19 protein-coding genes, 2 pseudogenes, 1 riboswitch and 1 other annotated feature are annotated in these 26,984 nt (G+C 36.9%); of the genes and pseudogenes, 14 read left to right on the top strand and 7 right to left on the bottom strand.

Annotated features, from left to right (window positions below):
* Positions 1–317: 317 nt before the first annotated feature.
* From MHB53_RS23770 to MHB53_RS23785, 4 genes and pseudogenes are all read left to right on the top strand, one after another.
* Positions 318–570: pseudogene (locus tag MHB53_RS23770) on the top strand (transposase); the annotation flags it as partial.
* Between the two features lie 112 nt (positions 571–682).
* Positions 683–1,027 (top strand): hypothetical protein, encoded by a 345-nt coding sequence (locus MHB53_RS23775; RefSeq protein WP_340923273.1) that lies wholly within the window; start codon positions 683–685, stop codon positions 1,025–1,027.
* 176 nt (positions 1,028–1,203) lie between these two features.
* The gene (gene murB, locus MHB53_RS23780) at positions 1,204–2,100 is read left to right on the top strand and encodes a UDP-N-acetylmuramate dehydrogenase (protein ID WP_340923275.1); all 897 of its coding nucleotides are present in this window, start codon (positions 1,204–1,206) and stop codon (positions 2,098–2,100) included.
* A 681-nt stretch (positions 2,101–2,781) separates the two neighbouring features.
* Positions 2,782–3,204, top strand: coding sequence for a DUF1801 domain-containing protein (locus MHB53_RS23785; RefSeq protein WP_340923277.1), 423 nt, complete (start codon positions 2,782–2,784; stop codon positions 3,202–3,204).
* Positions 3,205–3,267: 63 nt separating this feature from the next.
* On the opposite strand, the gene MHB53_RS23790 is transcribed toward MHB53_RS23785, so the two are convergent.
* A complete protein-coding gene (locus MHB53_RS23790; protein WP_340923279.1) occupies positions 3,268–3,726 on the bottom strand; it encodes an Hsp20/alpha crystallin family protein in 459 nt (152 codons plus the stop codon).
* Positions 3,727–4,019: 293 nt separating this feature from the next.
* Complete coding sequence (locus MHB53_RS23795; RefSeq protein WP_340923282.1) at positions 4,020–4,586, bottom strand: YhcN/YlaJ family sporulation lipoprotein; 567 nt, start codon at positions 4,584–4,586, stop codon at positions 4,020–4,022.
* 144 nt (positions 4,587–4,730) lie between these two features.
* On the opposite strand from MHB53_RS23795, the gene MHB53_RS23800 reads away from it, so the two are divergent.
* The 4 genes from MHB53_RS23800 (at position 4,731) to MHB53_RS23815 (ending at position 10,416) form a co-directional block, all read left to right on the top strand.
* Positions 4,731–7,406 (top strand): DNA translocase FtsK, encoded by a 2,676-nt coding sequence (locus MHB53_RS23800; RefSeq protein ID WP_340923284.1) that lies wholly within the window; start codon positions 4,731–4,733, stop codon positions 7,404–7,406.
* Between the two features lie 529 nt (positions 7,407–7,935).
* Positions 7,936–9,255: a UDP-N-acetylmuramate--L-alanine ligase gene (murC, locus tag MHB53_RS23805; RefSeq protein WP_340923287.1), complete on the top strand. Its 1,320-nt coding sequence runs from the start codon at positions 7,936–7,938 to the stop codon at positions 9,253–9,255.
* Positions 9,256–9,436: 181 nt separating this feature from the next.
* Positions 9,437–9,916, top strand: a complete 480-nt coding sequence (locus tag MHB53_RS23810) for a DUF948 domain-containing protein (protein WP_340923290.1) — start codon at positions 9,437–9,439, stop codon at positions 9,914–9,916.
* 29 nt (positions 9,917–9,945) lie between these two features.
* Entirely contained in the window at positions 9,946–10,416 is a 471-nt protein-coding gene (locus tag MHB53_RS23815; protein WP_340923293.1) for a YtxH domain-containing protein, read from the top strand.
* A gap of 137 nt (positions 10,417–10,553) precedes the next feature.
* Here the strand turns inward: MHB53_RS23815 and MHB53_RS23820 are convergent, their stop codons facing one another.
* On the bottom strand, positions 10,554–12,713 hold the full coding sequence (locus MHB53_RS23820) for a cell division protein FtsA (protein ID WP_340923296.1): 2,160 nt from the start codon (positions 12,711–12,713) through the stop codon (positions 10,554–10,556).
* Positions 12,714–13,126: 413 nt separating this feature from the next.
* Here MHB53_RS23820 and ccpA point away from each other — a divergent pair, with 413 nt between their 5' ends.
* Positions 13,127–14,131 carry a catabolite control protein A gene (gene ccpA, locus MHB53_RS23825; protein WP_340923298.1) on the top strand — a complete coding sequence of 335 codons (1,005 nt, stop codon included), beginning with the start codon at positions 13,127–13,129 and terminating at the stop codon, positions 14,129–14,131.
* 146 nt (positions 14,132–14,277) lie between these two features.
* Here the strand turns inward: ccpA and MHB53_RS23830 are convergent, their stop codons facing one another.
* The 3 genes from MHB53_RS23830 to MHB53_RS23840 all read right to left on the bottom strand — a co-directional run bounded on the left by MHB53_RS23830 (position 14,278) and on the right by MHB53_RS23840 (position 16,881).
* Entirely contained in the window at positions 14,278–15,468 is a 1,191-nt protein-coding gene (locus tag MHB53_RS23830) for an acetoin utilization protein AcuC (RefSeq protein ID WP_340923301.1), read from the bottom strand.
* Entirely contained in the window at positions 15,465–16,103 is a 639-nt protein-coding gene (locus MHB53_RS23835; protein WP_340923303.1) for an acetoin utilization AcuB family protein, read from the bottom strand. Before MHB53_RS23835 ends, MHB53_RS23830 begins: the two co-directional genes overlap by 4 nt.
* 145 nt (positions 16,104–16,248) lie before the next feature.
* Positions 16,249–16,881: a GNAT family N-acetyltransferase gene (locus tag MHB53_RS23840; protein WP_340923306.1), complete on the bottom strand. Its 633-nt coding sequence runs from the start codon at positions 16,879–16,881 to the stop codon at positions 16,249–16,251.
* 244 nt (positions 16,882–17,125) lie between these two features.
* Between MHB53_RS23840 and acsA the strand changes: the two genes are divergently transcribed.
* Positions 17,126–18,844 (top strand): acetate--CoA ligase, encoded by a 1,719-nt coding sequence (gene acsA, locus MHB53_RS23845; protein WP_340923309.1) that lies wholly within the window; start codon positions 17,126–17,128, stop codon positions 18,842–18,844.
* Between the two features lie 262 nt (positions 18,845–19,106).
* Here acsA and MHB53_RS23850 read toward each other — a convergent pair whose 3' ends face one another.
* Positions 19,107–22,055 (bottom strand): transglycosylase domain-containing protein, encoded by a 2,949-nt coding sequence (locus MHB53_RS23850; protein WP_340923312.1) that lies wholly within the window; start codon positions 22,053–22,055, stop codon positions 19,107–19,109.
* Positions 22,056–22,189: 134 nt separating this feature from the next.
* Positions 22,190–22,405, top strand: a binding site (T-box leader).
* 53 nt (positions 22,406–22,458) lie between these two features.
* Here MHB53_RS23850 and tyrS point away from each other — a divergent pair.
* The 4 genes and pseudogenes from tyrS to MHB53_RS23865 all read left to right on the top strand — a co-directional run bounded on the left by tyrS (position 22,459) and on the right by MHB53_RS23865 (position 26,527).
* On the top strand, positions 22,459–23,721 hold the full coding sequence (gene tyrS / locus MHB53_RS23855; protein WP_340923314.1) for a tyrosine--tRNA ligase: 1,263 nt from the start codon (positions 22,459–22,461) through the stop codon (positions 23,719–23,721).
* 267 nt (positions 23,722–23,988) lie between these two features.
* Positions 23,989–24,312, top strand: a complete 324-nt coding sequence (locus MHB53_RS23860) for an antibiotic biosynthesis monooxygenase family protein (protein WP_340923317.1) — start codon at positions 23,989–23,991, stop codon at positions 24,310–24,312.
* Positions 24,313–24,538: 226 nt separating this feature from the next.
* A pseudogene (locus MHB53_RS26510) lies at positions 24,539–24,850 on the top strand (flavodoxin domain-containing protein); the annotation flags it as partial.
* Positions 24,851–25,188: 338 nt separating this feature from the next.
* Positions 25,189–25,288, top strand: a riboswitch (purine riboswitch).
* A 69-nt stretch (positions 25,289–25,357) separates the two neighbouring features.
* Positions 25,358–26,527, top strand: a complete 1,170-nt coding sequence (locus MHB53_RS23865) for an MFS transporter (protein WP_340923319.1) — start codon at positions 25,358–25,360, stop codon at positions 26,525–26,527.
* Positions 26,528–26,984: the final 457 nt, after the last annotated feature.

Below are 26,984 nucleotides of genomic sequence, written 5' to 3' on the forward strand. Positions count from 1 at the left end.
AAAGTGCAATTTAAAACTCAACAAAAAGTACTCCCTTATCCTAGGGGAGGGCACTGAAAAAGTCCCCTTAAAGTACAGGAACTGTTAAACTCAGTTGTTGATTTGCGCTTCAGGTGCTTGCTTTGCGCTTGCGGGGTCTCCCCAGCCCTGTATTCCCGCAGGAGTCTTCGCGCCTTCCTCTCCAATCAACAGTCTTATTCACTAATAATGACTTTTAACACAGTATTGTAATAAAGGTATATTCGCTCATAATTTGATTGAGTATTATACCTTTTTTTGTTGTATAATTATCGTATAAATTTAAACGGGTGGGTACTATGATACAAAACCAACAATCAATGGTTTTTAGTCCATATATGCATATTGATGTGAATTATTCCAAAGGATAATCTTTTACGTAAAATTAACGATCTAGTCGACTTCACATTTGTTTATGACTAGATTAAGAACAATTATGATAATGGTCGAAACGCTGTCGACCCTATTTACATGTTCAAATATTTATTGTTAAAAACAATCTACGACTTATCTGATGTCGACATAGTTGACCGTTCAAGATACGACATGTCTTTATATTAGTTAATGAAATCATGTCTTTTATATCGGAACAGCGGTAATGCAGATGATCATATTGCATTAAACAATAGAGTAAAGAAGGGCTGGATGATTAGGAGAATTATCCATGCAAGCAACACTGGAAATCTTATTTGCCTTTGAATTTATTTCAGAAATCATTCAATTATTAAGCGGAATATTGATATATGATTATCAAATATATATTTGCTTGCATGCAGAAGTGATGTTGTGGGGCAGAAGAAGTCTTCAACAAAATGTTCTATTTTTACATAAAAAAGCAATGACAGCGCATGATACACAAAAGGAAATGTTTTCTAAAAGTCATCCCATATGCATCTCTTTTTTTGAAAATAACCCCAAAACATTTTGTGAATTCTATTTTGAAAAAGTGTTTGGTTATAGTAAGCTAGATTGGAAAGCACCATATGAATTTAGTGAAATAATTATTTAAGTAAATAAGTACGAAGGACCAAAGTGCTGTTTATGACTTAAAATTGAGTTATTTACCTTCTAGTTGTCGCGCGACTTACTATCGGGTAGTATAATATAGAAGAAATAAGCTCAGTGCAGCCATAGTGTTGTAGCGAGCGCCTAAGCAATTTTTTAGAAAGAAATGAGGGCTTGTAAGTGAAAGAAAAATTACTCGATTTGTTTCCAGACTTTTTATTTAAATTTGATGAACCTTTGGAGCACTACACATATACAAAACTAGGTGGAAATGCAGAGTGTCTCTTTATCCCAAAAAATGAACAAGAATTAAAAGATTTATTGACTTATACACATGCGAATAAGGTTCCCGTATTTGTATTAGGTAATGGATCGAATGTAATCATTAGAGATGGTGGGATGAAGGGACTTGTCATATCTACGTCACAATTAGACAGGATCATACGAGATGGGGAAACCATCATTGCTGAAAGTGGCTCGAAAATCATTGATGTATCCTTTTTTTCGGCTGAAAATAATTTAACTGGTCTTGAATTTGCCTGTGGAATCCCCGGCTCCACAGGTGGTGCTGTATTTATGAATGCGGGTGCGTATGGAGGAGAAACGAAAGATGTCTTGGAAAAAGTTAAAGTGATGAATCTTAAAGGTGACAGTTTTTTTATGCAGGCTAGTGAGCTTCACCTAGAATATCGCCATAGTGTAATCCAAGAAAAACATTATATTGTGTTGGAGGCTTATTTTACATTACAAGCAGGGAATAAGGAAGATAGCTTAGCAAAGATGAACCATTTGAATGAGTTAAGAAAAAATTCCCAACCATTAGAATATCCTTCTTGTGGAAGTGTATTTAAACGCCCACCGGGGATGTTTGCAGGTAAGCTAATACAGGACTCAGATTTGCAAGGATGCACAATTGGCGGTGCACAGGTATCTAAGAAACATGCAGGTTTTATTGTGAATATTGAGCAATCAACTGCAACGGATTATATATCATTGATAAAACATGTTCAAAAAACAGTGAAAAATGAATATGATGTTGAGCTTGAAACAGAGGTCCGAATTATCGGAGAAATGTGATGTTTGGAAATGAAGATTGGGGAGCGAATGCTTCCCAATCTTCATTCAAACGCAGTCATGTAACTTCTTACCTTCATCATACTAATAGTGAGCAAATCAGAAAAAAGACCATCTTTGGTCTTTTTTTTATCACATAAGGAAACATGGAGAACCTATTTCGTTTGACAATTTTTACAAACTTGAATGATAGTATTTGTATCAGTTTTATGAGGGTACAACAACTTAATTCTTTTTCTTCCACATAACGGGCATTCCCCTCGTCCTTTTGAAGGGAGTTTTTTTAATGATTTTCCTCGGTTTCTTTTTGACACTTTCATCCATCCCTCAAATAAAATCTATAATTCATAAAAAGTTATGTAGTATCGTATGTTTTAGAAAAATGAAAAGTTCTTTTAATAGGTGAGTGAACTAAATTTTGGTGAGAATTATTAGTAAATGAATGAAGGAACAATCGGTTGTAATTCATCAAATTTTTCCCTTATACTTAAAAAGGATGTTCAAAAAGTCACCAAATGATAAACGGCGAATTTCTTCGAGGGTAATTAGGTACTTCTGTGGGCAACGTAGAAGTCAGCACATCCTGTGCAAGTCCGATCCTCAAAACCTTCTCGCCTCGAACTTCTTGTTTCTAATTTGGCACCTTTTTAAACACGAATTTAAAAGAAAAAGGTGGGAAATATTATGTATAAATTAAAAACAAAAGTAACGGATAGCAGTGTTACTGAGTTTATTGAAAATGTTGAAAGCCTAAAGAAGCGTGAGGACGCATATAAGTTAATAGATATCTTTTCTAAAACGACAGGATTTGAAGCGAAGATGTGGGGACCGAGTATTATAGGATTTGGTTCATATCATTATAAATATGAATCTGGTCACGAAGGCGATGCACCATTAGTTGGTTTTTCTCCGCGAAAGGCCAAAATCAGTTTGTACTTTGCGACAGGGGACGCGAAACGTGAAGAATTATTAAAGGACTTTGGAAAACATACAGCTGGAAAGGCGTGTATCTACATCAATAAAGTGGCTGATATTAATGTAGAGGTTTTAATAGCCCTAATTAACCAATCTATAACGTTTTTAAATGAAACCTATCCAAATAATTAGCTTAGTGGGAAAGTGGATGACATGAAATTTTGAGGCACCCACTTTTTTGTTTCGATCCTAACCCTATTTAATATCTATTTTTTTTCCTTTTACTTTTGGAATAGTAACTGTTAGTAAGCCATTTTCATATATTGCTGATACTTTGTGGGCGTTAATTGCCCTCGTGAGCGGTATGGTCCGAGATAATTGTTTATAGGTTTCTGCTCGATGGACTTGTTCTTTTTTATTGTTTTCATTTAATATTGTTTGGTTTTGCTGGACGGTAATAGTAATATGTTGTTGTATTACATCAATCTCAATTTGTTCTTTATTAATACCGGGTAACTTTGCTTGCACAATATATTCTCTTTCATTTTCATTCAGTTCTACTGAAAAACTACTATTAAAAGGCGTAGATGTAAACAATTCATCCATGCTATCGAGAAAGCCTTTTCCAGGACGGTGTTGAAAGAAATCATTCATCGCTTTCATCAAATGGTTAACTGGATCACGAGGACTTTTACCGGAGTCGTGCTCTGCCATCGCCGTTTTTCCTCCTTAAAAATGATACAGTATTGTATGTTTGAAAGTATTAAAAGTTCTTTGTATTGTGCCAATGGGTACATTTGTGCAGGGAATGCGGTTTGGTATGGACAGCACTCTTTAATTGGTGAATGTAGGTAAGATAGGAAAAGAGACCAAGATGAAAATATTAGCAATGTCCAAGAAATTGTTGTACACTTGCCAGAGAAAAAGTAAAGGACTGACATCACGTCAGTCCTTTACTTTGCTACATCTAAATAATATTCGACAAAAAACGAGCGATACTAAACATTTTATCGACTTTGGTTAGGGAATATGTCTTTGACAGTTCTCGTAAATTCTTCAAAGAAACCACTTACTGGATGGCCAGCGCGGATGTCATCACGGTAACTTTCCATGCGTGTATAGAAATCTGGATTTTCCGAGATGTATACATTATTGACATTTTTATCAACTTCTTTAACTTTGTGTTCAATTTTCTTTTCCACATTGTTTGTCAGTTCATTGTTCGCATTACCATTTAGTCTAACGGCAACATATGCATTATTGTCAGTGACAAGAACGTGTGCACTATCCACTTCCTTAATCTCGGTTACACGATCCGCGACATCTTCAGCTATATCAATTTTCCTATCGTCATCTTGATTTGTGTTGTTTGTCATGCCAACGCCATTTCTGTTGTCAGTGACATTACGATTATCATTGACTAAATCTGAAGTGGTATTATTAGTATTAGGTGTATAGCGGACACCAAGTGGCTCATTATTGTTTGTAATATTATCATTGTTTTTTGTTGCTCCACAACCCATGAGCATGACAGAAATCAATCCAATACAAAGAACCGGTTTTACGACATTCATTTATTTTCCTCCTTTTTAATAATCGTGATTCCCAATTAATGTTCCAAATGGCTCAATTATTATGCTTCGTTTTTTGATATAATAGGTAGATGGCAACAATTACAGTTTTTGTGAAAAGTTGATATGAAAGAAAGAGTGATAAAAATGAGTTGGTTTAAAAAGATTTTTTCAAACATAATGATGGATGATATAGAAGTAATTGAACAAAGAAAACAGGAAAAACGGCAACCAGAGCCTGATAAAATTGAAATGAAGACACGGATGACATATGAATATCCGAAAGGACAATTTCGGTTTCCACTTATTCAGGAACATAAAGACCGAGAACCTATTGAAAAGAAGATAAACAGACGATCAATAAGAGCAGAGCAACGACCGAAAATAGAGGAAAAAGATACATATGAACAGACTGAAAAGCCAAAGAAAAATACTCAGAAAATTAAACCGCAGTCGAAACGCCCATTTAAGCCAGAAGTTATTCCATCTCCTATTTATGGGTTTAAACGGCCTGAGAAATTTGCAGTTGACGAACAGGAAGAAAAAAAGATGGAATCACCATTACCTAACCTTGACGGAAGAATTGAGGAACAGAAAAAAATTAATCATCTAGCATCCATTTTGGGGTATGAAGACTTTGAGGTATTAGATCAACAAGATTCCGTTTCAGATGATATAACTCCTTTGACAAAGGTTAGTGAAACAATGGCCCCCGATGGTGATCTTGGTATAGAAGAAAATATGAGTGTAATGGATCTTAAGACGGATGAGGATAGTTCTGAAACGAATGTGGAGGAAAATAGGGAACAAGAACAGGAAGGTGGTACAGAGGAAGTACAGCAGGACGAAGTAAAATTAGAATCACAAATAGATGAACTGGTTAAGATAACTGAAGAGCATATAGATAATCCGGATCGTCTGATATTAGAACATGATGATATAGATGTAATAAATCAAAATCCTTTATCAGATGAATTTACCACGTCAGAAGCAAGTGCAAATGAAATAATCAACCATGATGGAACATGTGATGAAGAAGAACAAATGAATCAATTAGATTTAAAGTTAAATGAGGACCATGCTGAAGCAAATAAGGAAAAAGTCATAGCGCAAGAGCAGATTGCTGCTACAGTGAGCGAAGAGTTGCTGGTCGAAGAACCACCTGTTCAAAAAGCGGTTGAAGAAAGGGATATAGAAGAGGAGAAACCTATACCCAATGACACTTCTGCACAAGAAAGCAAGAAAGCTTCGCGGAAGCATATTCCTTTTAATGTATTAATGTTAAAAAAAGATCGTCAAGAGCTCGAAATACGAAATCAGAAGAATAAAGAGGAACGAAAAGAACGAGTAATACCATCCCATGAAGAAAAAGCGGAATACGTAGAGACAATAAATCAACATATATATCAATATCCGGATATTCAATTGCTTGAGCCTCCAGTATTGAAGGCGGAAAATAGCCAGTGGATTGCAGAACAAACAGCCTTACTTGATGAAACATTGACGAATTTCAATGTGAATGCGAGTGTGGTTAAAGTGAGCCAGGGTCCATCTGTTACAAGGTTTGAAGTGCAGCCGGAGCGTGGGGTAAAAGTAAGTAAAATAAAAAACCTAACCGATGATATTAAATTAAGTATGGCTGCTAAAGATATTCGGATGGAGGCACCGATTCCAGGTAAACGTTCAATTGGAATTGAGCTACCTAATCATGAAAGTAGACCCGTTCAAATCAGTGAAATAATTGGGAATGATACGTTCAAAAACCATGAATCTCCGTTGACAGCGGCACTTGGACTCGATATATCGGGGATACCTGTTGTAACAGATTTGAGTAGAATGCCCCATGGATTAATTGCTGGTGCGACGGGCTCAGGTAAAAGTGTATGTATCAACTCCATTCTTGTGAGCTTGTTATATAAAGCACGGCCGGATGAGCTGAAACTTCTACTAATTGATCCGAAAATGGTTGAGCTTACACCTTATAATGATATACCGCACCTCGTAAGTCCAGTTATCACTGATGTCAAAGCAGCAACAGCCGCTTTGAAATGGGCTGTAGACGAGATGGAGAGAAGATATGAATTATTTGCGCACGCAAGTGTTCGTGATATTAGTCGATTTAATGAACTAGTTAAGAAAAGCGGAAACCATGCAGAACTGCTTCCATTTATTGTAGTAGTCATTGATGAGTTGGCAGATCTAATGATGATGGCCCCAGCAGATGTAGAGGAATCAATTTGTCGAATCGCTCAAAAGGCAAGAGCATGTGGTATTCATTTAATCATTGCGACGCAAAGACCATCTGTTGATGTCATTACAGGCTTGATCAAAGCGAATGTACCAGCTCGAATTGCATTTTCTGTCTCTTCTCAAGTGGATTCCCGTACGATCATTGATATAAGTGGAGCAGAAAAGCTACTTGGTCGTGGCGATATGTTATTTTTGGATAGTGGAACTTCTAAACCTGTGCGTCTGCAAGGTACATTTGTGTCAGATGATGAAATTGATCGTGTCATTGCACATGCACGTAGTCAAGGAAAACCAAATTATTTATTCGAACAGGAAGAATTGTTAAAAAAAGCTCAGGTTGCAGAAGAAGAAGATGAGTTATTTATGGATGCTTGCGATTTTGTTGTGGAACAAGGATCAGCTTCAACCTCCTTATTGCAAAGACATTTCCGTATTGGATATAATCGTGCTGCAAGATTAGTTCTTATGTTAGAGCAGCGTGGAATCATTTCAGAACCCAGAGGAAGTAAACCAAGAGATGTGCTAATTGATGAGTCTGAACTCGAACAGTATAAAGATTCTCTAGTACAATGAGTGAAAAAGTGGTATTCTATTTGGGGCAATGGGATGGATATGGATGAAATATAGGTTTAACTTCATTCAGCAGAAGCGCCACTTCTATAAGTGGCGGGGTGAATGCGATTTACCTAATTCAGTGGGAGTGCAAACTCCAGCTGAATGAAGTGAAAGCCTCTGGCGGATGTCACAGATTTTCAGAGGAAGTTTATCGATCAAGCTCGATAAAATCTTTCCCGTCAAGGCGTAATTGACGTAATTGATTGTTACTAAATTCAGAATGTGATGATGGTTAAAATCTAAAACTTGAAAAGATAAGTAATTGTTGGCGAATTAGTCAGGATGAACGAAAAATGATATAATGTCTAAATATAAAAAAATATCTTAAAAAAACTATCTGGAAAAACTTTTTGTTTGGTTGACATATAAAGCGGTTTGTTGCTTATAATAATAAATACTTTTATAAGCATCTATGCAAGCGATTTGAGCAAAGCTTCGTCGACATACATATAATACAAACAGATAGAAGATTGCTGGAGGTTCTACTATGACTGTGTACCATTTCGTAGGTATAAAAGGCTCAGGAATGAGCGCACTTGCACAAATTCTTCACGATATGGGATATAAAGTGCAGGGTTCTGATGTGAGTAAGTATTTTTTCACCCAACAGGCCCTAGAAGATTCGAATATAAGGATTTTGCCTTTTCAAAAAGATAATATTAAACAAGGGATGATTGTTATTGCAGGAAATGCTTTCCCTGACACACATGAAGAAATCGAGGAAGCGATAAAGCAAGAAATCCCGGTCGTGAGGTATCACTCGTTTTTAGGTGACTTCATGAATAAGTTTACTAGTATCGCCGTAACAGGATCCCATGGGAAAACATCGACAACAGGCCTGCTGTCACATGTAATGGAGGGGGCAAAGCCAACTTCGTTCTTAATTGGTGATGGGACAGGGAAAGGGGAAAAAGACGCGGAATTTTTTGTGTTCGAAGCATGTGAATATCGTCGTCATTTCCTTTCTTATTACCCAGATTATGCAATTATGACAAACATCGATTTCGATCATCCTGATTATTTTGCAAATGTAGATGATGTTTTTGGTGCATTTCAGCAAATGGCTATGCAGGTAAAAAAAGCAATCGTTGCTTATGGAGATGACGAACAGCTACAAAAAATTCATGCGGATGTTCCTGTTTTATTTTATGGTTTTAATGAAGGAAACGACTTCCAAGCCCGTAATATTGAGAAAGCTACGACTGGGACGACATTTGATGTATATGTTAGGAACAACTTTTACGATACATTTGAAATCCCGACATATGGGGACCACAATATTTTAAATGCATTATCGGTTATTGCAATTTGTCATTATGAAGAGATCGGCTCTGCCGTGATTCAAGCCCAGTTAAAAACATTTGCCGGAGTGAAGCGTCGTTTTACCGAAAAGAAAATTGGATCACAAATTTTAGTGGATGATTACGCTCACCATCCAGTTGAAATTCAAGCTACGATAAGTGCGGCAAGACAAAAGTATCCTAATAAACCAATTATTGCTGTTTTTCAACCACATACCTTTACAAGAACTCAAACCTTCCTTCAAGAATTTGGAGAAAGTCTTGGAGAAGCAGATAAAGTATATTTATGTGAAATATTTGGATCTGCGCGTGAAAATCATGGCAAACTGACAATAGAAGATTTACAAGAAAAAATTGATGGTGCAGAAATTCTACATGAGGAGAATACAACTCCACTTTTGGATTTGCATGATTCAGTCCTTATATTTATGGGAGCGGGGGATATTCAAAAATTCCAATCGGCTTATGAAAACATATTACAACAACAACTAAAAAAGGCTCAATAGAAAACTGTCATTAGGCAGTTTTTTCTTTTGAAAACAAAATTCGGTTAAAACTGATATATTTTTCATTTTATGAAAAAATAGAAGGAGAAGTGCCATTCAATCACGAAGTAGTAAAAAGCTGTTTATGCAGCTGTGAATTAGGGAACGTTAATTGTATACATATCAGGAGGTGCTAGAAAACGTGATTATTATTCTTTATTTAAGCATTGCGCTTATTGCAATTGCTATTTTTATTCTTGTCATTGCTTTGATGAAAACTTTAAAAGCTACTACGGAAACATTGAAAAGTGTTTCGAATACGCTTGACGGATTTGAATCGCAATTACAAGGAGTAACGACAGAGACATCACTGCTTTTGCATAAAACAAATGCCCTTGCAGAAGATATTCAAGGTAAAGTAGAAAAACTTGATACTGTTGTTCTTGCAGTGCAGGATGTCGGAAAGACTATACAAGGATTGAATAACTCGCTACAAAACGTAACAACTTCTGTTTCTTCCAGTATGGTTAGAAATGAAGATAAGGTTGCTCAAATTGTTCAGTGGGCAACAGTTGTAAAAGAATTGAAAGATAAGTGGTTTAGCGATAAGCAACATAGTGAGAAAAGCAAACCAATTAATACAGACGTTACTATCCATTCATTAAGACGTGAAAGAGGATAAATAATATATTAATAATGAGGAGGATAATTATGAGTAATAATAACAATAATAATTCAGGGAATTTTTTATCAGGTGTATTATTAGGAAGCCTTGTCGGTGCTGCTACGGCATTATTGATGGCTCCTAAGTCAGGTAAGGAGCTTCGTAATGATATCAACGACCAAGTAGTAGCATTGAAAGAAAGATCAGATGACTGGACTGAAACTGTCAAGGAAAAAGGTTCGGAACTTACCTCAACTGCAATTGAAAAAACGGATCAAATTCGTCAGGTTGCCATCAATAAAGGTAGTCAACTTGCTGAATCTGTCAAAGAAAAGGCTGATCAGTTCCGTGAATCGGCGAAGGAAACTACTGAAAATGTAGCAGATACAACAAAAGAAAAAGCAGATGAATGGAAAGAAACTGTTAATGAATCAGTAGATATCGCGACAGCTCAGACGCAAGAAAAAGCGAATGAGGTACAAGCAACGGTTAAAAAGGCTGATGAAGTAACGAAATAAATTATTTGTAAAAGAAAAAAGGCAGCCATCATTGGCTGCCTTTTTTCTTTTCTATTATTAGATTAATGAGGAATATAAATTAAACACCACTGCGTCCAATGGCAACGTTGCTGCTAAATTATATTTCGAATCTCAATTTATTTTGCGTCAGTGGTGAGTGTCCACAGTAATTCAAGCTGGTCCCCATGACGAATAGGTGTGTAAAAGACCGCTTCTTCGGTATTGATTAGCAATTGGAAATTCCCTGTCGCATTTTCTGGTTTTTCTACTTCCACATATTTAAATACATCTTGGAATATAAATGGAGATACTTCTTGTGTACTCCATTTTAATTCGTCATCTGGAAATAAAAGATCCTGATTCGTTAAAACAGTATTGTCGCGGTTGAGCTCGATTCTAGCTTTTTCCAAAACGATCTCAGCACCATTAAATGTCACTGTTATTGATTTCTCAATTTGTTGTTCTTTCAAATTTAATAAATTTGTGACTGTTGGTTTGATTGTTTGTTGAATGGTAATGTTTGCATCATGTAATAAAGTATCAGTCGGTAGTGCTCGTTTACCATTCATACTAATATTGGCAGAAAAGCTTGGGATATGTACTTCTTTATTATTGAGAACAAGTCGAAATGGTTTAATCTTTTGAAGAAGTTCATGTAATTGAAGTGATTGTAGAAGATCTTCAATCGAATGAGGTACATGAACATTTATTCTATCCCGATCTTGAACAAAGTCATTAATTGTAGATTGTTGATTATTTCTAAGAATAGTCGGAACGACATCATACATTACATTATTAACTGTGACTGATATGGATGGAGACATTTTAAGTAGATCAGCAATCTTCGTAATGGATTCTTGCCCATCTTCCCCTTTTTGAACGTTTATTACATCGCCATTAATAATCGAATCTTCAATACTGCAGATTTGCCCATTTTTTTTGATTATAGGTGGCTCCCCATAACTTCCTGGTATTGTAATCATTTGTTCATTTATATGAAGCATTTTAGCCAGTCCTGGTTTACCATACAATTTTCCAATCGATATCCCAGAAGCAAGAATGCAATCACCAACAGTCAATTCCTTCGCTTCAAACATGCGCACAGTTTGCTCATTTACTGTTGCTGAGACGTAGTGAATTGGAGCATTGGTTGCAGAAATTGCGATTCCAATTGGTGTAATATATTCTGGTCCATCCGGAATACTTGCCGCCATCTTTAAACTTTGAATAGCATCCGCACCTCTAATTGCAACTCGATTATTCGGAAGCTCAAGCTTTTTCGCTAATCGACTAGGCAGCTCAGGGGTCATACTACCTCCACCAACAAGCATAACAGCGCGAGGAGATTGATGGTTGTTTAAAGCCGTAATCTCCTTGTAGATAGCTGTAGCAAGCCGTTCGATCGATGAATCAATCTCTGTTACGATGTCATTTTTGGAGAATTTATTTTCGAAACCTAGAATATCATTGGCAACTATTAAATCTTTTGTCGATAGTTCACGTTTTACCCGCTCCGCTTCTGGAAAGTCTAGTAGTAATTTATCACTTATCGCTTCAGTAATTTCATCTCCGGCAATAGGTACCATCCCATAAGCGACAACTGTTCCAGCATCGGTAATAGCGATATCTGATGTCCCAGCTCCAACGTCTACAAGTGCTACATTTAGCCTTCTAATAGAAGGAGGGACAAGAACATCGATTGCTGCAATCGGTTCAAGTGTGAGCGCCTCTAGTTCCAGCCCAGCACGTTGCAGAGTCTTCATCAATGAATCAACAACTATTCGTGGTAAGAAGGTAGCGATTATTTCCACTGCAGCTTCTTTCCCTTGTTGGTCAATTAAATTTCCTATTATCTCTCCGTCTAAATAGTAATGAAGAACAGAATAGCCCACACAATAATAAGAGTGAATATCATCAGCTGATTGTTTTTCAACTGCTGCCATCTGCGCATTTTGAACAGCAGTGAGTTCAAAATAGAGGATATCTTCTTTGGAAAGTATTGGTTTTCCAGTGATGGGAATGATGGAATTTGCTTTTTCGGTCTTTAAAGAACGACCAGCAGCTGCTACACATACTTTTTTCAGCGGTCCATGTATTTGTTCCAGTTGTTCTTTAATATTGATAATTACATCAGCAACAGCTGTTATATCATGAATTTGCCCGTCTAACATCGCTCGTTCTTGATGTTCCTTCACGATTAAATCAAGAACATGAAACTCATCCTGTATGACCTCAAGAACGATGCCAACAACGGAACGAGTACCGATGTCGAGTGCGAATATTTTTCTGTTTTTCAAGATGTTTCACCTACTTTACTATTCATGCTATAATTATGCAAAATATGTATAAGCTATAGATATCCTATATTTTAAAATGTATCATAATATGCTATTTAAAAGAAGTATTCTCCAAACTGTTTGCATTTTTTTTGTGAAAAAAGGGATATTCATTGTAAATTTGACAAAATGGTGGAGATTTTTAAATAAATATGATAAATCTTTCACAAACAAGGGGAAACGTTTGCAGATATAAGGGTTTTTATCGTATGATTATGTGAAGTAGCGAAAAGCGGAACTGTATTGTAAGACCAGATAGTTTAGGTTATTGTCGATATGCAAATATAGAATAGTTATTCTGTGTCTAGCTTTAGCATCTATAGATTAGTGTTATTTCACTTTTCTTTTAACCAGTGAATAGGAGTGTGATTTGGATGAATATTACAATATATGATGTGGCACGAGAAGCAAATGTATCTATGGCAACCGTGTCTAGGGTTGTGAACGGCAATCCGAATGTAAAACCAGCAACACGTAAAAAGGTATTGGATGTAATTGATCGCTTGGAGTATAGACCAAATGCAGTAGCACGTGGTCTAGCAAGTAAGAAAACAACAACTGTTGGTGTAATTATTCCTGATATTTCTAATATCTTTTATGCTGAATTAGCTCGTGGAATCGAAGATATTGCTACGATGTATAAATATAACATCATTCTAAGTAACTCAGATCAAAACAAAAACAAAGAGCTACATTTATTAAACACAATGCTTGGAAAACAAGTAGATGGAATCGTGTTTATGGGAGCAAATATTACAGATGAGCATGTGAAGGAATTTAAAAGATCACCAGCGCCAATCGTTTTGGCTGGATCTGTTGAACAATCAAATGAAATACCTTCCATTAATATTGATTATCGCCAAGCAGCATTTGACGCGGTAACGGATTTTATTGAAAAAGGTCATAAAAGAGTAGCTTTTGTTGTTGGACCACTTCACCATGTGATAAATAAAGAATATATGCTTGAAGGATACAAAGCTGCGTTAGAAGAAACAAATATTCCATTTGATGAAGAACTTGTCGTCGAAGGGGATGACACGTATGATTCAGGAATTGAAGCTTGGGATAAGTTAAGTAGCATAGAACAAAAACCTACAGCTGTCTTTGCAAGTAATGATGAAATGGCATTAGGAGTTATGCATGGAGCACAGGACCAAGGATTGGTCATTCCGAATGATTTAGAGGTCATTACATCGGATAACACTAGATTATCACTTATGGTAAGACCAACGCTTACTACAATTGCTCAGCCTTTATATGATCTAGGGGCAGTATCAATGAGATTGTTAACAAAGCTAATGAATAAGGAAGAAGTGGAAGAGCAATCTGTTGTTCTACCTCATAGGATAGAATATAGAGGTTCGACAAAGGAAAACTAAAATAGGACTGGCCAGGCTATTGTTGCCTGGTCAGTTTTTTATTAAACGTGACAACGCTATTTACAAATCTAATTTTCTTAAAAGGTGTTACTCTGTCTATTTTTATGTGCATTTTTAGAGAGTGAAGAAATAACTTGATTGCTCCATTAAGGCGATTGTCTATCTTTATTCCTCATCTGTTCCCGTTGTTGTCGCACAAAATATAATGCCCGATCAACTGTTTGGCGGTTTTTTTCTTCAATTTCTTTTTTTCGTGGAATAGGTTTGTACATATTAGCTGGGTCCTCCCATTGATTGGTCATTGTAACGGGGGATGAAGGCTGCCAGCGTTCTAGCCATTCAGCAGGAAGTGCACCAGATACATCTGCTTTCCCGTTCATTTCCAACCAAATAAGTGACCATGCTCTTGGTACAACGCGCCAAATATCATATCCCCCCCCACCTACTGCAATCCATTTACCTTCGCAATATTTATGAGCTAATTCGTGAGCAAGTTTTGGTATCGCTTTATATGTATCCATTGTTACCGATAAATGTGTTAAGGGATCTAAATAATGAGCATCGGCTCCATTTTGAGTAACGATAACATCAGGTCTAAATTGCTCAGCAATCTCTCTGAGAGCTGTAGAATATGCTTCTTGGAAAGATTCATCTTCAGTAAAAGCATCAAGTGGTATATTAAAAGAATATCCATAACCAGCTCCTTGACCCCATTCGTTCACATTTCCTGTACCAGGAAAAAGATATCTTCCTGTTTCATGCATGGAAAAAGTACAAGCAGTATCGTCATCATAAAAGGACCATTGAACACCATCTCCATGATGGGCATCTGTATCTATATACAAAACCCTCGCGTTATATTTTTCTTGAAGATATTTAATGGCTACGGCGCTATCGTTATAGATACAAAAACCCGAGGCTTTGCCCTTGAAACCATGATGAAGACCTCCGCCAAGATGTAGTGCATGATTGGCTTTCCCTTGCATCACGTAATCAACAGCAGTAAGTGTTCCACCGACTAAGCGTGCACTTGCCTCATGCATGTCAGGAAATATCGGTGTATCTTCTGTACCTATACCAAAACCTGCTGTTTTATCCGCTGGTAATTCACCTCGGCCTGCTTGTTTTATCGCTTCAATATAGGATGGTTCATGATTTAAAAGTAGCTCTTCGTCTGATGCAATTCGAGGTTTAATGATATCATCACTTGTAATGGCTCCCATTTCTGATAATAAGTCCAAGGTCAGTTTTAAACGCAATTGATTAAAGGGATGCTCATTTGAAAAATGATAATTTAGCAGTTCATCAGAATAGATGAAGACCGAATTTCTCTTCATGGTGTCATCCCAGGCCACAGTACATTTAGTCCTTCTTTTATCAAATTTTTGATTAGATTAAGTGGATTGATTGTGGCGACGCGAAAAACAAGAATTGTATAATTGGGATCGGTGGGGTCTGGGTAAACCAGTACACTATGTATGTTAATATAGTGCTTGTGAAAAACAGCTGTAACCTCGTAGAGAGAACCAGGCTTATTCTCTACCTTGATTTCAATTTGCGAACCAGGTTTGTTCGCACCAGTTAGCTCTACCATCGTATGAAGTAAATCTGTACTTGTAATAATTCCTACTAGTTTGCCACCACTTACGATTGGCAAGCAGCCAATTTTATGGTCATAAAAAATAACAGTTATTTCTTCGACGAAATCAAGTGGATGCCCTGTAATAATATTTTTTGTCATAACTGTTGAAAGTGGCATATCGATTATTTCATTTAATAAGTCAGCTTCTATAAGAATAGGTGTAGCAATCTTAATATCACGATCTGTTACTAGACCTATTAATTGCATTTCCTCATTTATGAGTGGAATATGTCTGATTTTTCGATCGCGCATGAGTTGCAAGGCTGTTTTAATCGAATCAGAGGGTGTAAGTGTGGCCACATCCCTAGTCATAATTTGCTCTAATATCAATTTACTCACTCCTTTTTGATGAAATTTGAAAGTATAAGTTGTTTCGCAATAGTGTGATAATAATCAATGAATTTTCCAATTAAAGATCATATGTTATTTCACCTTTATACAGAATGAAGTAATTAGTCACCTATATGCCAATTCGTTAGTATAACCAGCGATTCATAAAGCGAAGATTATCAAATTGTTCAATTGAAACAGGGCCCACACGTTTGCCGATCCGAACCATTAAACAATTAGCTGGATGAGAACTAATTTCTGGATCGTCTGTCGCATACCACTCTAATCCAGCAGAATTCATCATTTTTTCCATAATTTTCCGATATCCCCAAACATCTAAACCTGTTCCTTTCAAATCCCAATGCCAGTAATACTCCGTCGTAATGATGATATAATCTTCCATGGCATCATCCATCATAGATACTTTTAACAAACTTTTTCCAACTCCGCCACTTCGAAATTTAGGGATTACTTCAATTGCCCCAAGTTCGATTAAATTTAACATATTACCTTGGGACCATCTTTCAAGTGGGTCAGGATACACATATGTGACATAACCTACAACCACATTATTTTCACGGGCAATAATAATTCTTCCCTCCGGAAGATCAGCGATTTCTATTAAAGCTTTATGTTGCTGATGTGCTGGTCTGAAAGCAGTTAGATTTTCATGAAAATCTAGAGAAGCTAATTCAGCTGTAGGGATAGGTCCTTCAATGATTAATTCGCCATTTATAGTGTTCATTTCCAGAGAATTGTACGTTTTTTTATGTTTCACTGGATGCCCCCTCCATAAAATCTCATTCTGCTAAATGATAGAAAAAGTCTAGAACTCTGCTTCTTTTATTATACATATAAATAGAGATTGATGAAACGTTTTCATTTTTATTATAAAAAAATTGAGAATATTAATATTGTATATTATAATAGGAAATGTAATTTCTAGAAAAGTTTCTATGGATTGATCGGTTAGAGTAATCCGCTCATGGGAACTGGACGAAGAATAAAGGGGAGTTGTGAACATGAAGTTGGAAGCGTTGCCAGTCATCAAGGGAGAATATAATCTGCAAGACTATGACAAAACATACGAAAGCTTTGATTGGTCGGAAACGGAGCAACAATTTTCATGGCATCAAACCGGCCGGGTTAACATGGCGTATGAAGCAATCGATCGCCATGCAGAATCCTTCAGGGAAAATAAGATCGCCTTATATTATCGTGATGCAATCAGAGATGAGAAGTTTACTTTTCGTGAAATGAAGGAAATGTCGAATAAAGCAGGAAATGTTTTGAAATCGGTAGGGAAAGTAGAAAAGGGAGATAGGGTTTTTGTTTTCATGCCGAGAACACCTGAATTATATTTTGCTATTTTAGGAACTATTAAAATTGGTGCTATTAGTGGACCGTTATTCGAGGCTTTTATGGAAGGTGCAGTGAAAGATAGACTTGAAGACAGCGATGCTACAGTGCTAGTTACAACCCCGGAACTACTTAAAAGGGTGCCGGTAGATGAATTGCCGCATTTACAGCATATATTTCTTGTAGGGGATAATATAGAAGAGTCAGATCGCTATTTTGATTTTAATAAAAGAATGGCTGAGGCTGACAAAAATTTAGATATCGAATGGGTTGATCGAAAAGATGGGATGATTCTTCACTATACATCTGGATCAACAGGTAGACCGAAGGGAGTATTACATGTACATAATGCGATGATCCAACATTATCAAACTGCACGTTGGATTCTAGATATGCAAGAAGATGATGTCTATTGGTGTACAGCAGACCCTGGATGGGTGACAGGAACGTCCTATGGAATATTTGGTCCATGGCTAACAGGAACAACAAATGTCATTGTAGGTGGACGCTTTAAGCCAGAGACGTGGTACAAAGTATTGGAGGATTATGGAGTTACAATTTGGTATAGTGCACCAACTGCATTTAGAATGTTGATGGGGGCAGGTAATGAAGTCGTGAAAAAATTCGATTTATCTCAGTTACGACATATCGTAAGTGTAGGTGAACCGTTAAATCCTGAAGTCATTCGCTGGGGCATGGAAGTATTCAAAAAGCGGATTCATGACACATGGTGGATGACAGAAACAGGTGCATTATTAATTGCTAACTATCCTTGTTTGGAAATTCGACCGGGTTCGATGGGTAAAGCCATACCAGGTGTTGAAGTCGCGATTGTCGATGATCGAGGTAATGAGCTACCTCGAAATCGGATGGGAAATCTAGCAATAAAAAAAGGCTGGCCAGCAATGATGCACCAAATTTGGAACAATAAAGAAAAGTATGAATCATACTTTTTGCCGGGCGACTGGTATGTTTCTGGTGATTCTGCTTATATGGACGAGGATGGATACTTGTGGTTCCAAGGTCGCGTAGATGACGTAATAATGACAGCAGGTGAACGTGTCGGTCCATTTGAAGTAGAAAGTAAGTTACTTGAACATCCTGCGGTTGCCGAGGCTGGCGTTATTGGTAAGCCAGATCCAGTGCGTGGAGAAATAATTAAAGCATTTATTGCTTTGCTTGATGGCATTGAACCGACTGATGAATTGAAAGAGGATATTCGTCAATTTGTAAAAACCGGGCTTGCTGCACATGCTGCACCTCGTGAGATTGAATTTCGTGATAAACTACCAAAAACACGAAGCGGAAAAATTATGCGCCGTGTACTAAAAGCGTGGGAACTTAATCTCCCAACAGGTGACCTTTCAACAATGGAAGACTAGATTAGTAAGGAAGGTTCGAATAGAATGTAAAGCGTGACCCATATCGATGATGACCTAAGGTAAAGAGACCACTACTTGATGTGGTCTCTTTTGTGTGCCGATAATTGGGGATTAAGCAAACGTATGGATGGCAAATAGAGTGCCAGTAAAAAGATAGCATGAAATGTCAAATAAAGAAATGGGTGAGATGATTGTTAAATGATTGTCTAGAAATAAAAAAATCCCCTTAGTCACATTGTGATGAGGGGAGATTCTCTATGAATTATTGATTATCGGCCTCTTTCGAAGCTTCTTCTTGTTTTTTCTTTTCTTGTTCTTGCTTTTTTACTTCTTCCTGTTTCTTTTTTTCCTCAGCTAATTTCTTTTTCTCTTCGTCTTGTTTCATTTTTTCTTCATCCTGTTTTTGCTTTTGTTCTGCTTCTTCTTTTTTCTTTACCTCTTCTTCCTTTTTCTTATCTTCCTTTGTCTTGCCTACTTTATCAGAAGGGGATGATTCGCGGCCTGCTACATCAACTGCTACTACATAATATGCAGCATCTCCAACTTTACGAGAAAGTGTTTCACCAGATCGGATCGATGCTAATTTTTTACCATCTTCCGAATAAATACGATATCCGACCACATCATTACTCGATGATGCCGACCAATTAATAGTACTATCGGAGTGTGAAGCCTTAACGGCACTAGGCGCAGATCCATCATCCTTGAGCCTAGCATTAGCGACAAGTACATTCTTCCAAAGATCGTTATTTGGAATGAGTTGCGAAATGTCATTTACTCTACCTTGGGTAATTCGTTTAACGAAGTCTGGGTCAAGTAACATACCAGGATCCGTAAATTCTTTCGGCGTTGATTCAAGGGCCATATATTTTTTTCCATTTGCCATGACGTACCGCCCTGTTCCTAGGCTATCGTCACGTTTAGTCGGCACATATTTTGCATTGAAAATATCTGTTTTGACTAAGCCTGCTTTTGAACAAGCTTCAGATGGTAACATTCCTGAAACAGCACAAAATGATCTGCTGACAATTCCACCTGGCATTTTAAAGTTTTCATTTGGGTCAATAATATCAGGCGCTACATCATAGGCAACATTCATTAATTTGGCCCAGATTCCATAATTACGCCTACTTTCACTTCCATCACTTGAGAGAGGCTCTGGTTTACCATAACCAATCCATGTGCCAAATGTGACGTTTGGATTAGTAGCAACTAACCATGCATCATTAGGACCACTAGTTGTACCTGTTTTACCTGCCCAATCCGTGGAAAATTTAAGCATTCCAGGAAGCGCGGCAGCCGTTCCATAGCCTTTAAACACATCGCGCATCATATCAATCGTTAAGTAAGCTGTTTGTGGGCTAAATACATCGACAGGTTCCACTTTATGTTCGTAAATAATATTTCCATCATGATCGGTTATTTTATCTATCATATAAGCATCGATAAATTTCCCACCGTTTGCAAAAGTTGCGTATGCATTCGTATTTTCTTCTACTGTTACACCTTCCTGGATTCCCCCAAGTGCGGCAGAATAACTTTCATGGTCAACAGTAGTTAGGGATTGAAACCCCATTTTCTCCAAGTATTGAGTTGGTTTTTTATCTTTTATTTTCAAATAAGTATAGATGGCTGAAGCATTATAAGATCTCGCTAGTGCTTCCCTCGCTGTAACGAGACCATGATAAGTGCCCGCAAAGTTACCATTTGAATAGTTTTTAAAGGTATGTGTTCCGCTACTTCCATTCGCAACAGTGATTGGTACGTCGGCAACAATAGCACCAGGTGCGCTTAATCCAAGTTCCATCGCTGGAGCGTAAACCAAGAGTGGTTTCATTGTTGATCCATTTGGACGATGGGACTGTGTCGCATGATTCATCTCTTCCAGTTTGAAATCACGGCCACCGACAAAACTTAATATTTTTCCAGTTTTATTTTCCATAAGAAGGGCGCCAACCTGAACAGGATCATCGACAAGTTCAATTTTCCCTGTTTCTGGATTTTTCTTTTCTCTTTTTTTGGTATAACCATAATTTTGATATTCATCTTTCGCTTTATCCATCGCATCATACATTTTTTTATTGATTGTTGAATGAATTTGATAGCCGTTTTGACGAATATCACGATCAGCAAGCGTCCAATATTTACTGTATAGTTTTTTATCTTTTTTCAAATCTTCCTTAGAATGACCATCCTTTTCCGCAAGGACTTCGATCATTACTTTTACTGCTCTTTCTTCAATTTCGAAGGTAAGTGCAGGGTATTCTTCGAATGATCTAGGTTGTTTCTTAATAAAGTCAGCAGTGATATCGTAATTAACAGCTTCTTTATATTCTTTCTCAGAGATATATCCTTCACGATGCATTCTACTTAAAACTGTTCTTAATCTTTTCAAGCCAGGTTCCAACAGTTCGGGACTTTTTCTTTCGCCTTCGTTCGTAAACGGTGTATAGCCGAAGGGGCTTTGCGGTAAGCCGGCAATAAACGCTGATTGCGGTAAATTTAGATCTTTTGCATCTACACCGAAAATCCCTTGGGCTGCAGCTTGGACCCCACCAATATTTTGTCCAGAGGAATTACGACCAAATGTAGAAACATTTAAATATGCTTGTAATATCTCATCTTTTTTGAGGAATCGTTCTACTCTAAGCGCTAAGAGAACTTCTTTCGCTTTACGGTCAAATGACACTTCATTCGTCAAAATTTGGTTTTTGATTAATTGTTGTGTCAGCGTACTTCCGCCGGTTTGTACTGCAGAATTTGTAAATTCCTGAAATACCGCGCGCAGTAACGCCTTTGGTACAACACCGTTATGTTCATAAAAATATTCATCTTCAGTTGCAATTACAGCTTTTTTTAAGTTGTCGGATATTTGATCAATTTTTACTTCTTCCCGGTCAATATCTGAACGAAGTTTTCCAAGGAAAACACCATTGTCAAAGTATAGTTTAGAAGTTTCTTCAAATTGATTAATATCTTTAATCATGCTTTCTGCTGATCGGACCTTTTCACTTTTCACAAGAGACGCGAAATAACCTGCTCCAACACCGCCGGCAAAAGCACCACCAATAAGGAATACTACTAAAAGAAGGAGAACTAAATTCCAAGCTACTCCATAAGTGATACGCATTCCTTTAATGATTTTTTTGTATTTTAAAGCAGTAATGGATGACTTAATTCGACTCCATTTACTATTTTCTTGATTTGTCATATATTAAAATCCCCTCCAAAATCATTATTATTATAGCATAAATTACTAGTAATATAGACTAGTAATGGATAAAATCTAATGATATTTGACATTTCTTTTTCGATATGTGTAAAATAAAATATATCTAAAGTAAAATGAATGCGTAGATAGGAATAAGTAGTCAACTGTCCCTGTTCTTAGAGAGTCGATGCTTGCTGGAAATCGACACAAACAGTCTGATGAATTACCTCCTTGAGCTTTTGCTGTGAACAGTAAAGTAGCAGCAAACGGTGGGCTTTCACCGTTATCAATAATGAGCGGGGATTAATTTCCCAAGTTGGGTGGTAACACGGTGAATCATCGTCCCTTCGTATTATACGAAGGGGCGTTTTTTGTTTTTTATAAAAGAAAGTGAGGAATACACATGGAAAATTTAATGGATGATTTGAATTGGCGCGGAATTATATATCAGGAAACAGATGCTGAAGGAATGAAGGAAACGCTTGAGAAGGAGAAGATTTCACTATATTGTGGTGTCGACCCGACTGCAGATAGTATGCATATTGGTCATTTATTACCGTTTTTGACATTGAGGCGTTTTCAAAAGCATGGACATAGACCGATCGTCTTAGTTGGCGGGGCAACAGGGTTAATCGGTGATCCCAGTGGAAAGAAGGAAGAACGTCAGCTACAAACGACAGAGCAAGTAAACTTAAATGTGCAAGGTATTAAGAGACAACTGGAGCAAATATTTGAATTTGAAGGTGAAAATGGCGCAATCATGACGAATAATTATGATTGGGTTAGTTCTATGGACGTGATTACTTTTTTACGTGACTTTGGAAAGCATATCGGTGTAAATTATATGCTTGCAAAAGACATCGTTTCATCACGCTTGGATAATGGAATTTCCTTTACTGAGTTTTCATACACGATACTTCAAGCGATCGATTTCTTCCATTTATATACAAACTTTAATTGTAAAATGCAAATTGGTGGAAGCGATCAATGGGGGAATATTACAACCGGCTTAGAATTTATTAGGAAAATGGCTGGAGAAGGCGCTAAAGCATATGGGATGACCATTCCACTTGTGACAAAAGAAGACGGCACAAAGTTCGGTAAAACAGAAGGGGGCGCGATTTGGCTTGATCCGAAGAAGACGACTCCTTATGAATTTTATCAATTCTGGATTAATACTGCAGATGCAGATGTCGTGAAATACTTGAAAATCTTTACATTCCTTGAAAAGGAAGAAATTGAAGCATTAGAAGTATCAGTTAAGGAAGAACCACATATAAGAAAAGCACAAAAAGCATTGGCGGAAGAAATGACGCGTCTGATTCATGGAGAGGAATCTTTACAGCAAGCGATACGAATTACGCAAGCACTATTCAGTGGAGACGTAAAAAGTTTAACAGCTGAAGAAATTGAACAAGGCTTCAAGGACGTCCCTTCCTACACTCATGCTGGGGAGAATGTTGCTCTAGTCGACTTGCTAGTTACTGCGAAAATTTCTTCGTCGAAACGTCAGGCCCGAGAGGATATTCAAAACGGAGCAATTTCCATTAATGGTGAACGTGTAACAGATATTCAATATGAATTAGTAGAAAATGATAAACTAGGTGGAGCGTTTATTATTATCCGTCGCGGGAAGAAAAGATATTATTTAATTCAATATAAATAAGCAATATACAGCTAGCTTCCATGGAGGCTGGCTTTTTGTTAATTTAGAAATATTTTTAAAAATCCAAGAAAAAAGTCTCTATCAGGTAAAGACTATTCATAAAAGCATTATGAAAAAGGTCTTAACATGAAACAAACAATACCGAGAAGTTATGAGATTCCGGACCTAGCACAACGATTGAAATGCACTTTTAATAGATTTGATTTAAGTAACCGACTTCATTGACGCTGATTTAAAGTGGGACATCATAAAAAAGGAGCTGGTTGTGTGTTTGTTACGTTAAGAAAAATGGTCGTTACGGAAGGTAATGCCGATAAAGTTGTCCAACAATTTAGTAAGAAGGGCATTATCGAGGAGCAGGAAGGATTCGTTGATGTAACGGTCATGCAACAAAAAGCTAGACGTGGAGAAGAAGAGTTTGTTGTAATGATTCGCTGGGAATCAGAGGATCATTGGAAACAGTGGGAAAGAAGTGGTGCTCATTTAGCTGGACATAAAGCAAAACGTGGTCAGCCAAAGCCTGAATACTTGATTAATACAGAGGGCGGAAGATATGAAGTAAAAGCAGTCAAAAAAGTTATGGACTCCTAATCACAAAAAATGCTTTGAATACTGTTTATTCGAAGCTGGCAATCTATGATGTTCTAGTTAGAATGGAGGGCAGGAAAATGAGTAAGGTATTAGTAGTATATTGGAGCATGACAGGTAATACAGAACTGATGGCAAAAACGATGGGCGATTATCTGATCGAGAAAAAGCACAAGTAGTCACAAAGTCATTTGATTTTGATAAAGTAGAGGTTAAGGAACTTTTAGATTATGATGCTGTTTTAATTGGTACACTTACATGGGTTGAAGGTAGCCTTCCATTTGATGTTGAGGATTTTTACGAGGAATTAGAGCACGTAGATATAACAGGGAAAATTGTTGGTGTATTTGGATCTGCTGACTCACTATATGAGGTATATGGTGGAGCTGTTGACATCATTGCGGATCGTGCTGAAAGTTTGGGAGCAGACGTTATACCGAAACGACTGACCATTGATCTTAAGCCAGATGTGAATGATCTTGAGCAGTGTCTGGAGCTGGCAAAGATGGTGAATCAGGAATTGCTGGAAAAGGCTTTTTAATAAATAGATAATTAATCATTAGATTAGACTGTACAAGGTCTAGTCTATTTTTATGTCAGTATCTATTTTACTACCTGTTGGTTACTAAATCATACCATTTTGGAGTTTTCAATCTTTTACAGCTGTTATTTCAGAACTTTCACAGAGGTATCAATTAAATACTTTACTATTATAGTTTATTAAAATCTATTGAAAAGTAAGAGAAAGCATGATAGATTATAAATTGGTAAGCTTATCTACACAGTGTTCACTTATAATAGGTGGAGGACAGACTAAGTGCGCGAATGATCGAATCGCAACATCTTTTGTGTTGAAAGGTTTAAAGCTGAACCGAGTTTTCTTTATCGTGAAATTTAAAATGTATAACCTCAATAATATGGTTTGAGGGTCTCTACCAGGAACCATTAAATCCTGACTACACATCAACTTGTAGTCGGGGTTTTTTTTGTCTTTAAATTTCAGATATAGGGGATGTTAATAAATAGAAGTAAGAGAGGAGAAGATTTCGTGAACTTTAAAGTTTTTATACTTGCGGCATCTGCTGTAATTGTAGGTTTGGTGGAATTAATAGTAGGTGGCATTTTACCGATTATTGCAGATGATTTACATGTAACGATAGGAACTGCCGGACAATTGATTACTGTTTTTGCACTTGTCTATGCTATTTCTGGCCCTGTGCTTTTATCATTAACAGCAAAAATAGAACGTAAAAAGTTGTATCTTTTAGCGTTAACAGTATTTTTTTTAGGAAACCTTATGACTTATTTTAGTCCAACTTTTTCATTAGTGATGACTGCCCGGATATTTACAGCGATGAGTGCAGCTTTAGTTATTGTACTATCACTAACTATTACAACGAAAATCGTGAAGCCAACACATCGCGCAAAAGCATTAGGAGTTATTTATATGGGTATTAGTTCATCCCTTGTATTGGGGGTTCCTATTGGGATTCTTATTACAAATGCTTATGGTTGGCGTACTGTTTTTTTAGGAATTGCAATCCTTTCGATTGGTTCTATTATTCTCATTAATACATTTATAGAGCGAATTCCGACTGAGAAGGTTTTACCGCTATCTGCGCAAATAAAGGCACTTGGAAATATAAAAATTGTAGGCACTCATTTAGCAATGATGTTCATGTTAGCGGGGCATTATACCGTGTATGCTTATTTTACACCTTTTTTGGAAAATACATTACATCTAAGCCAAAATTGGATAAGCATAAGTTATTTTCTATTTGGTCTTGCCGCCGTATGCGGTGGTGCATTTGGAGGAGCCCTTGCAGATCGAATTGGTTCGACGAAAAGTATTTTAATTGTTATTGGTTCATTTGCTATTATCTTATTTGTACTTCCGTACTCAACGTTTTCATATCTCGTATTTCTTGTTGTAATGATCATATGGGGAGCGCTGAGTTGGGCTTTGGCACCACCTGTACAGAATTATCTCATCCAGACAGATCCAGATTCATCAGATATTCATCAGAGTATTAATAACTCAGCATTACAGTTAGGGATTGCATTAGGATCTGGAATTGGCGGAGTGGCCTTGGGATATACGGGATCTGTAGTAAGTACAGCTCACGTTGGTTCTGGGGTTGTGATTGTTGCATTTTTATGTGCTCTTTTTTCCTTAAAAATGCCTGCCAATGTCACTCAAGCAGAAACGCAAAAATGAAGTAGTAAAAATGAAGGTGGAAGAAGGTAGAAAAGGCTCTTTCCTGCATGATCTAACAGGTAGGATACAGCCGTTTTCGATCTTAAATGATATACAAAAAACAATTATATTATCAGATCATTATTCATCATCTGCAAAAGTTACTAATAAACCTATTTAGCACCAAAAACGGTCCAATCCTATTATAAAGTAACCGCGTTATTATATGTTATTACAAACCATAGAAACATCCCTAAACCCTTACGTATCAGATATAGGCACTTTTTAATGACTAGAAATAAATACTTGACAAGTTAGATTAAATATATTTCAGACTCTATATAAAATATGTTGATGGAGCTTTTATCGATTAATAATTGATAAAAGTTCTTTTTAATTATTCGGAAATTATTGCCCGTTCCTTGTGACACAGTTGTTTGATTGGTACTATTGTAATGACGAATTTACTCAGGGTACT

The organism is Bacillus sp. FSL K6-3431 (genome assembly GCF_038002605.1).
In the GTDB taxonomy this organism is placed as follows: Bacteria; Bacillota; Bacilli; order Bacillales; family Bacillaceae_C; genus Lederbergia.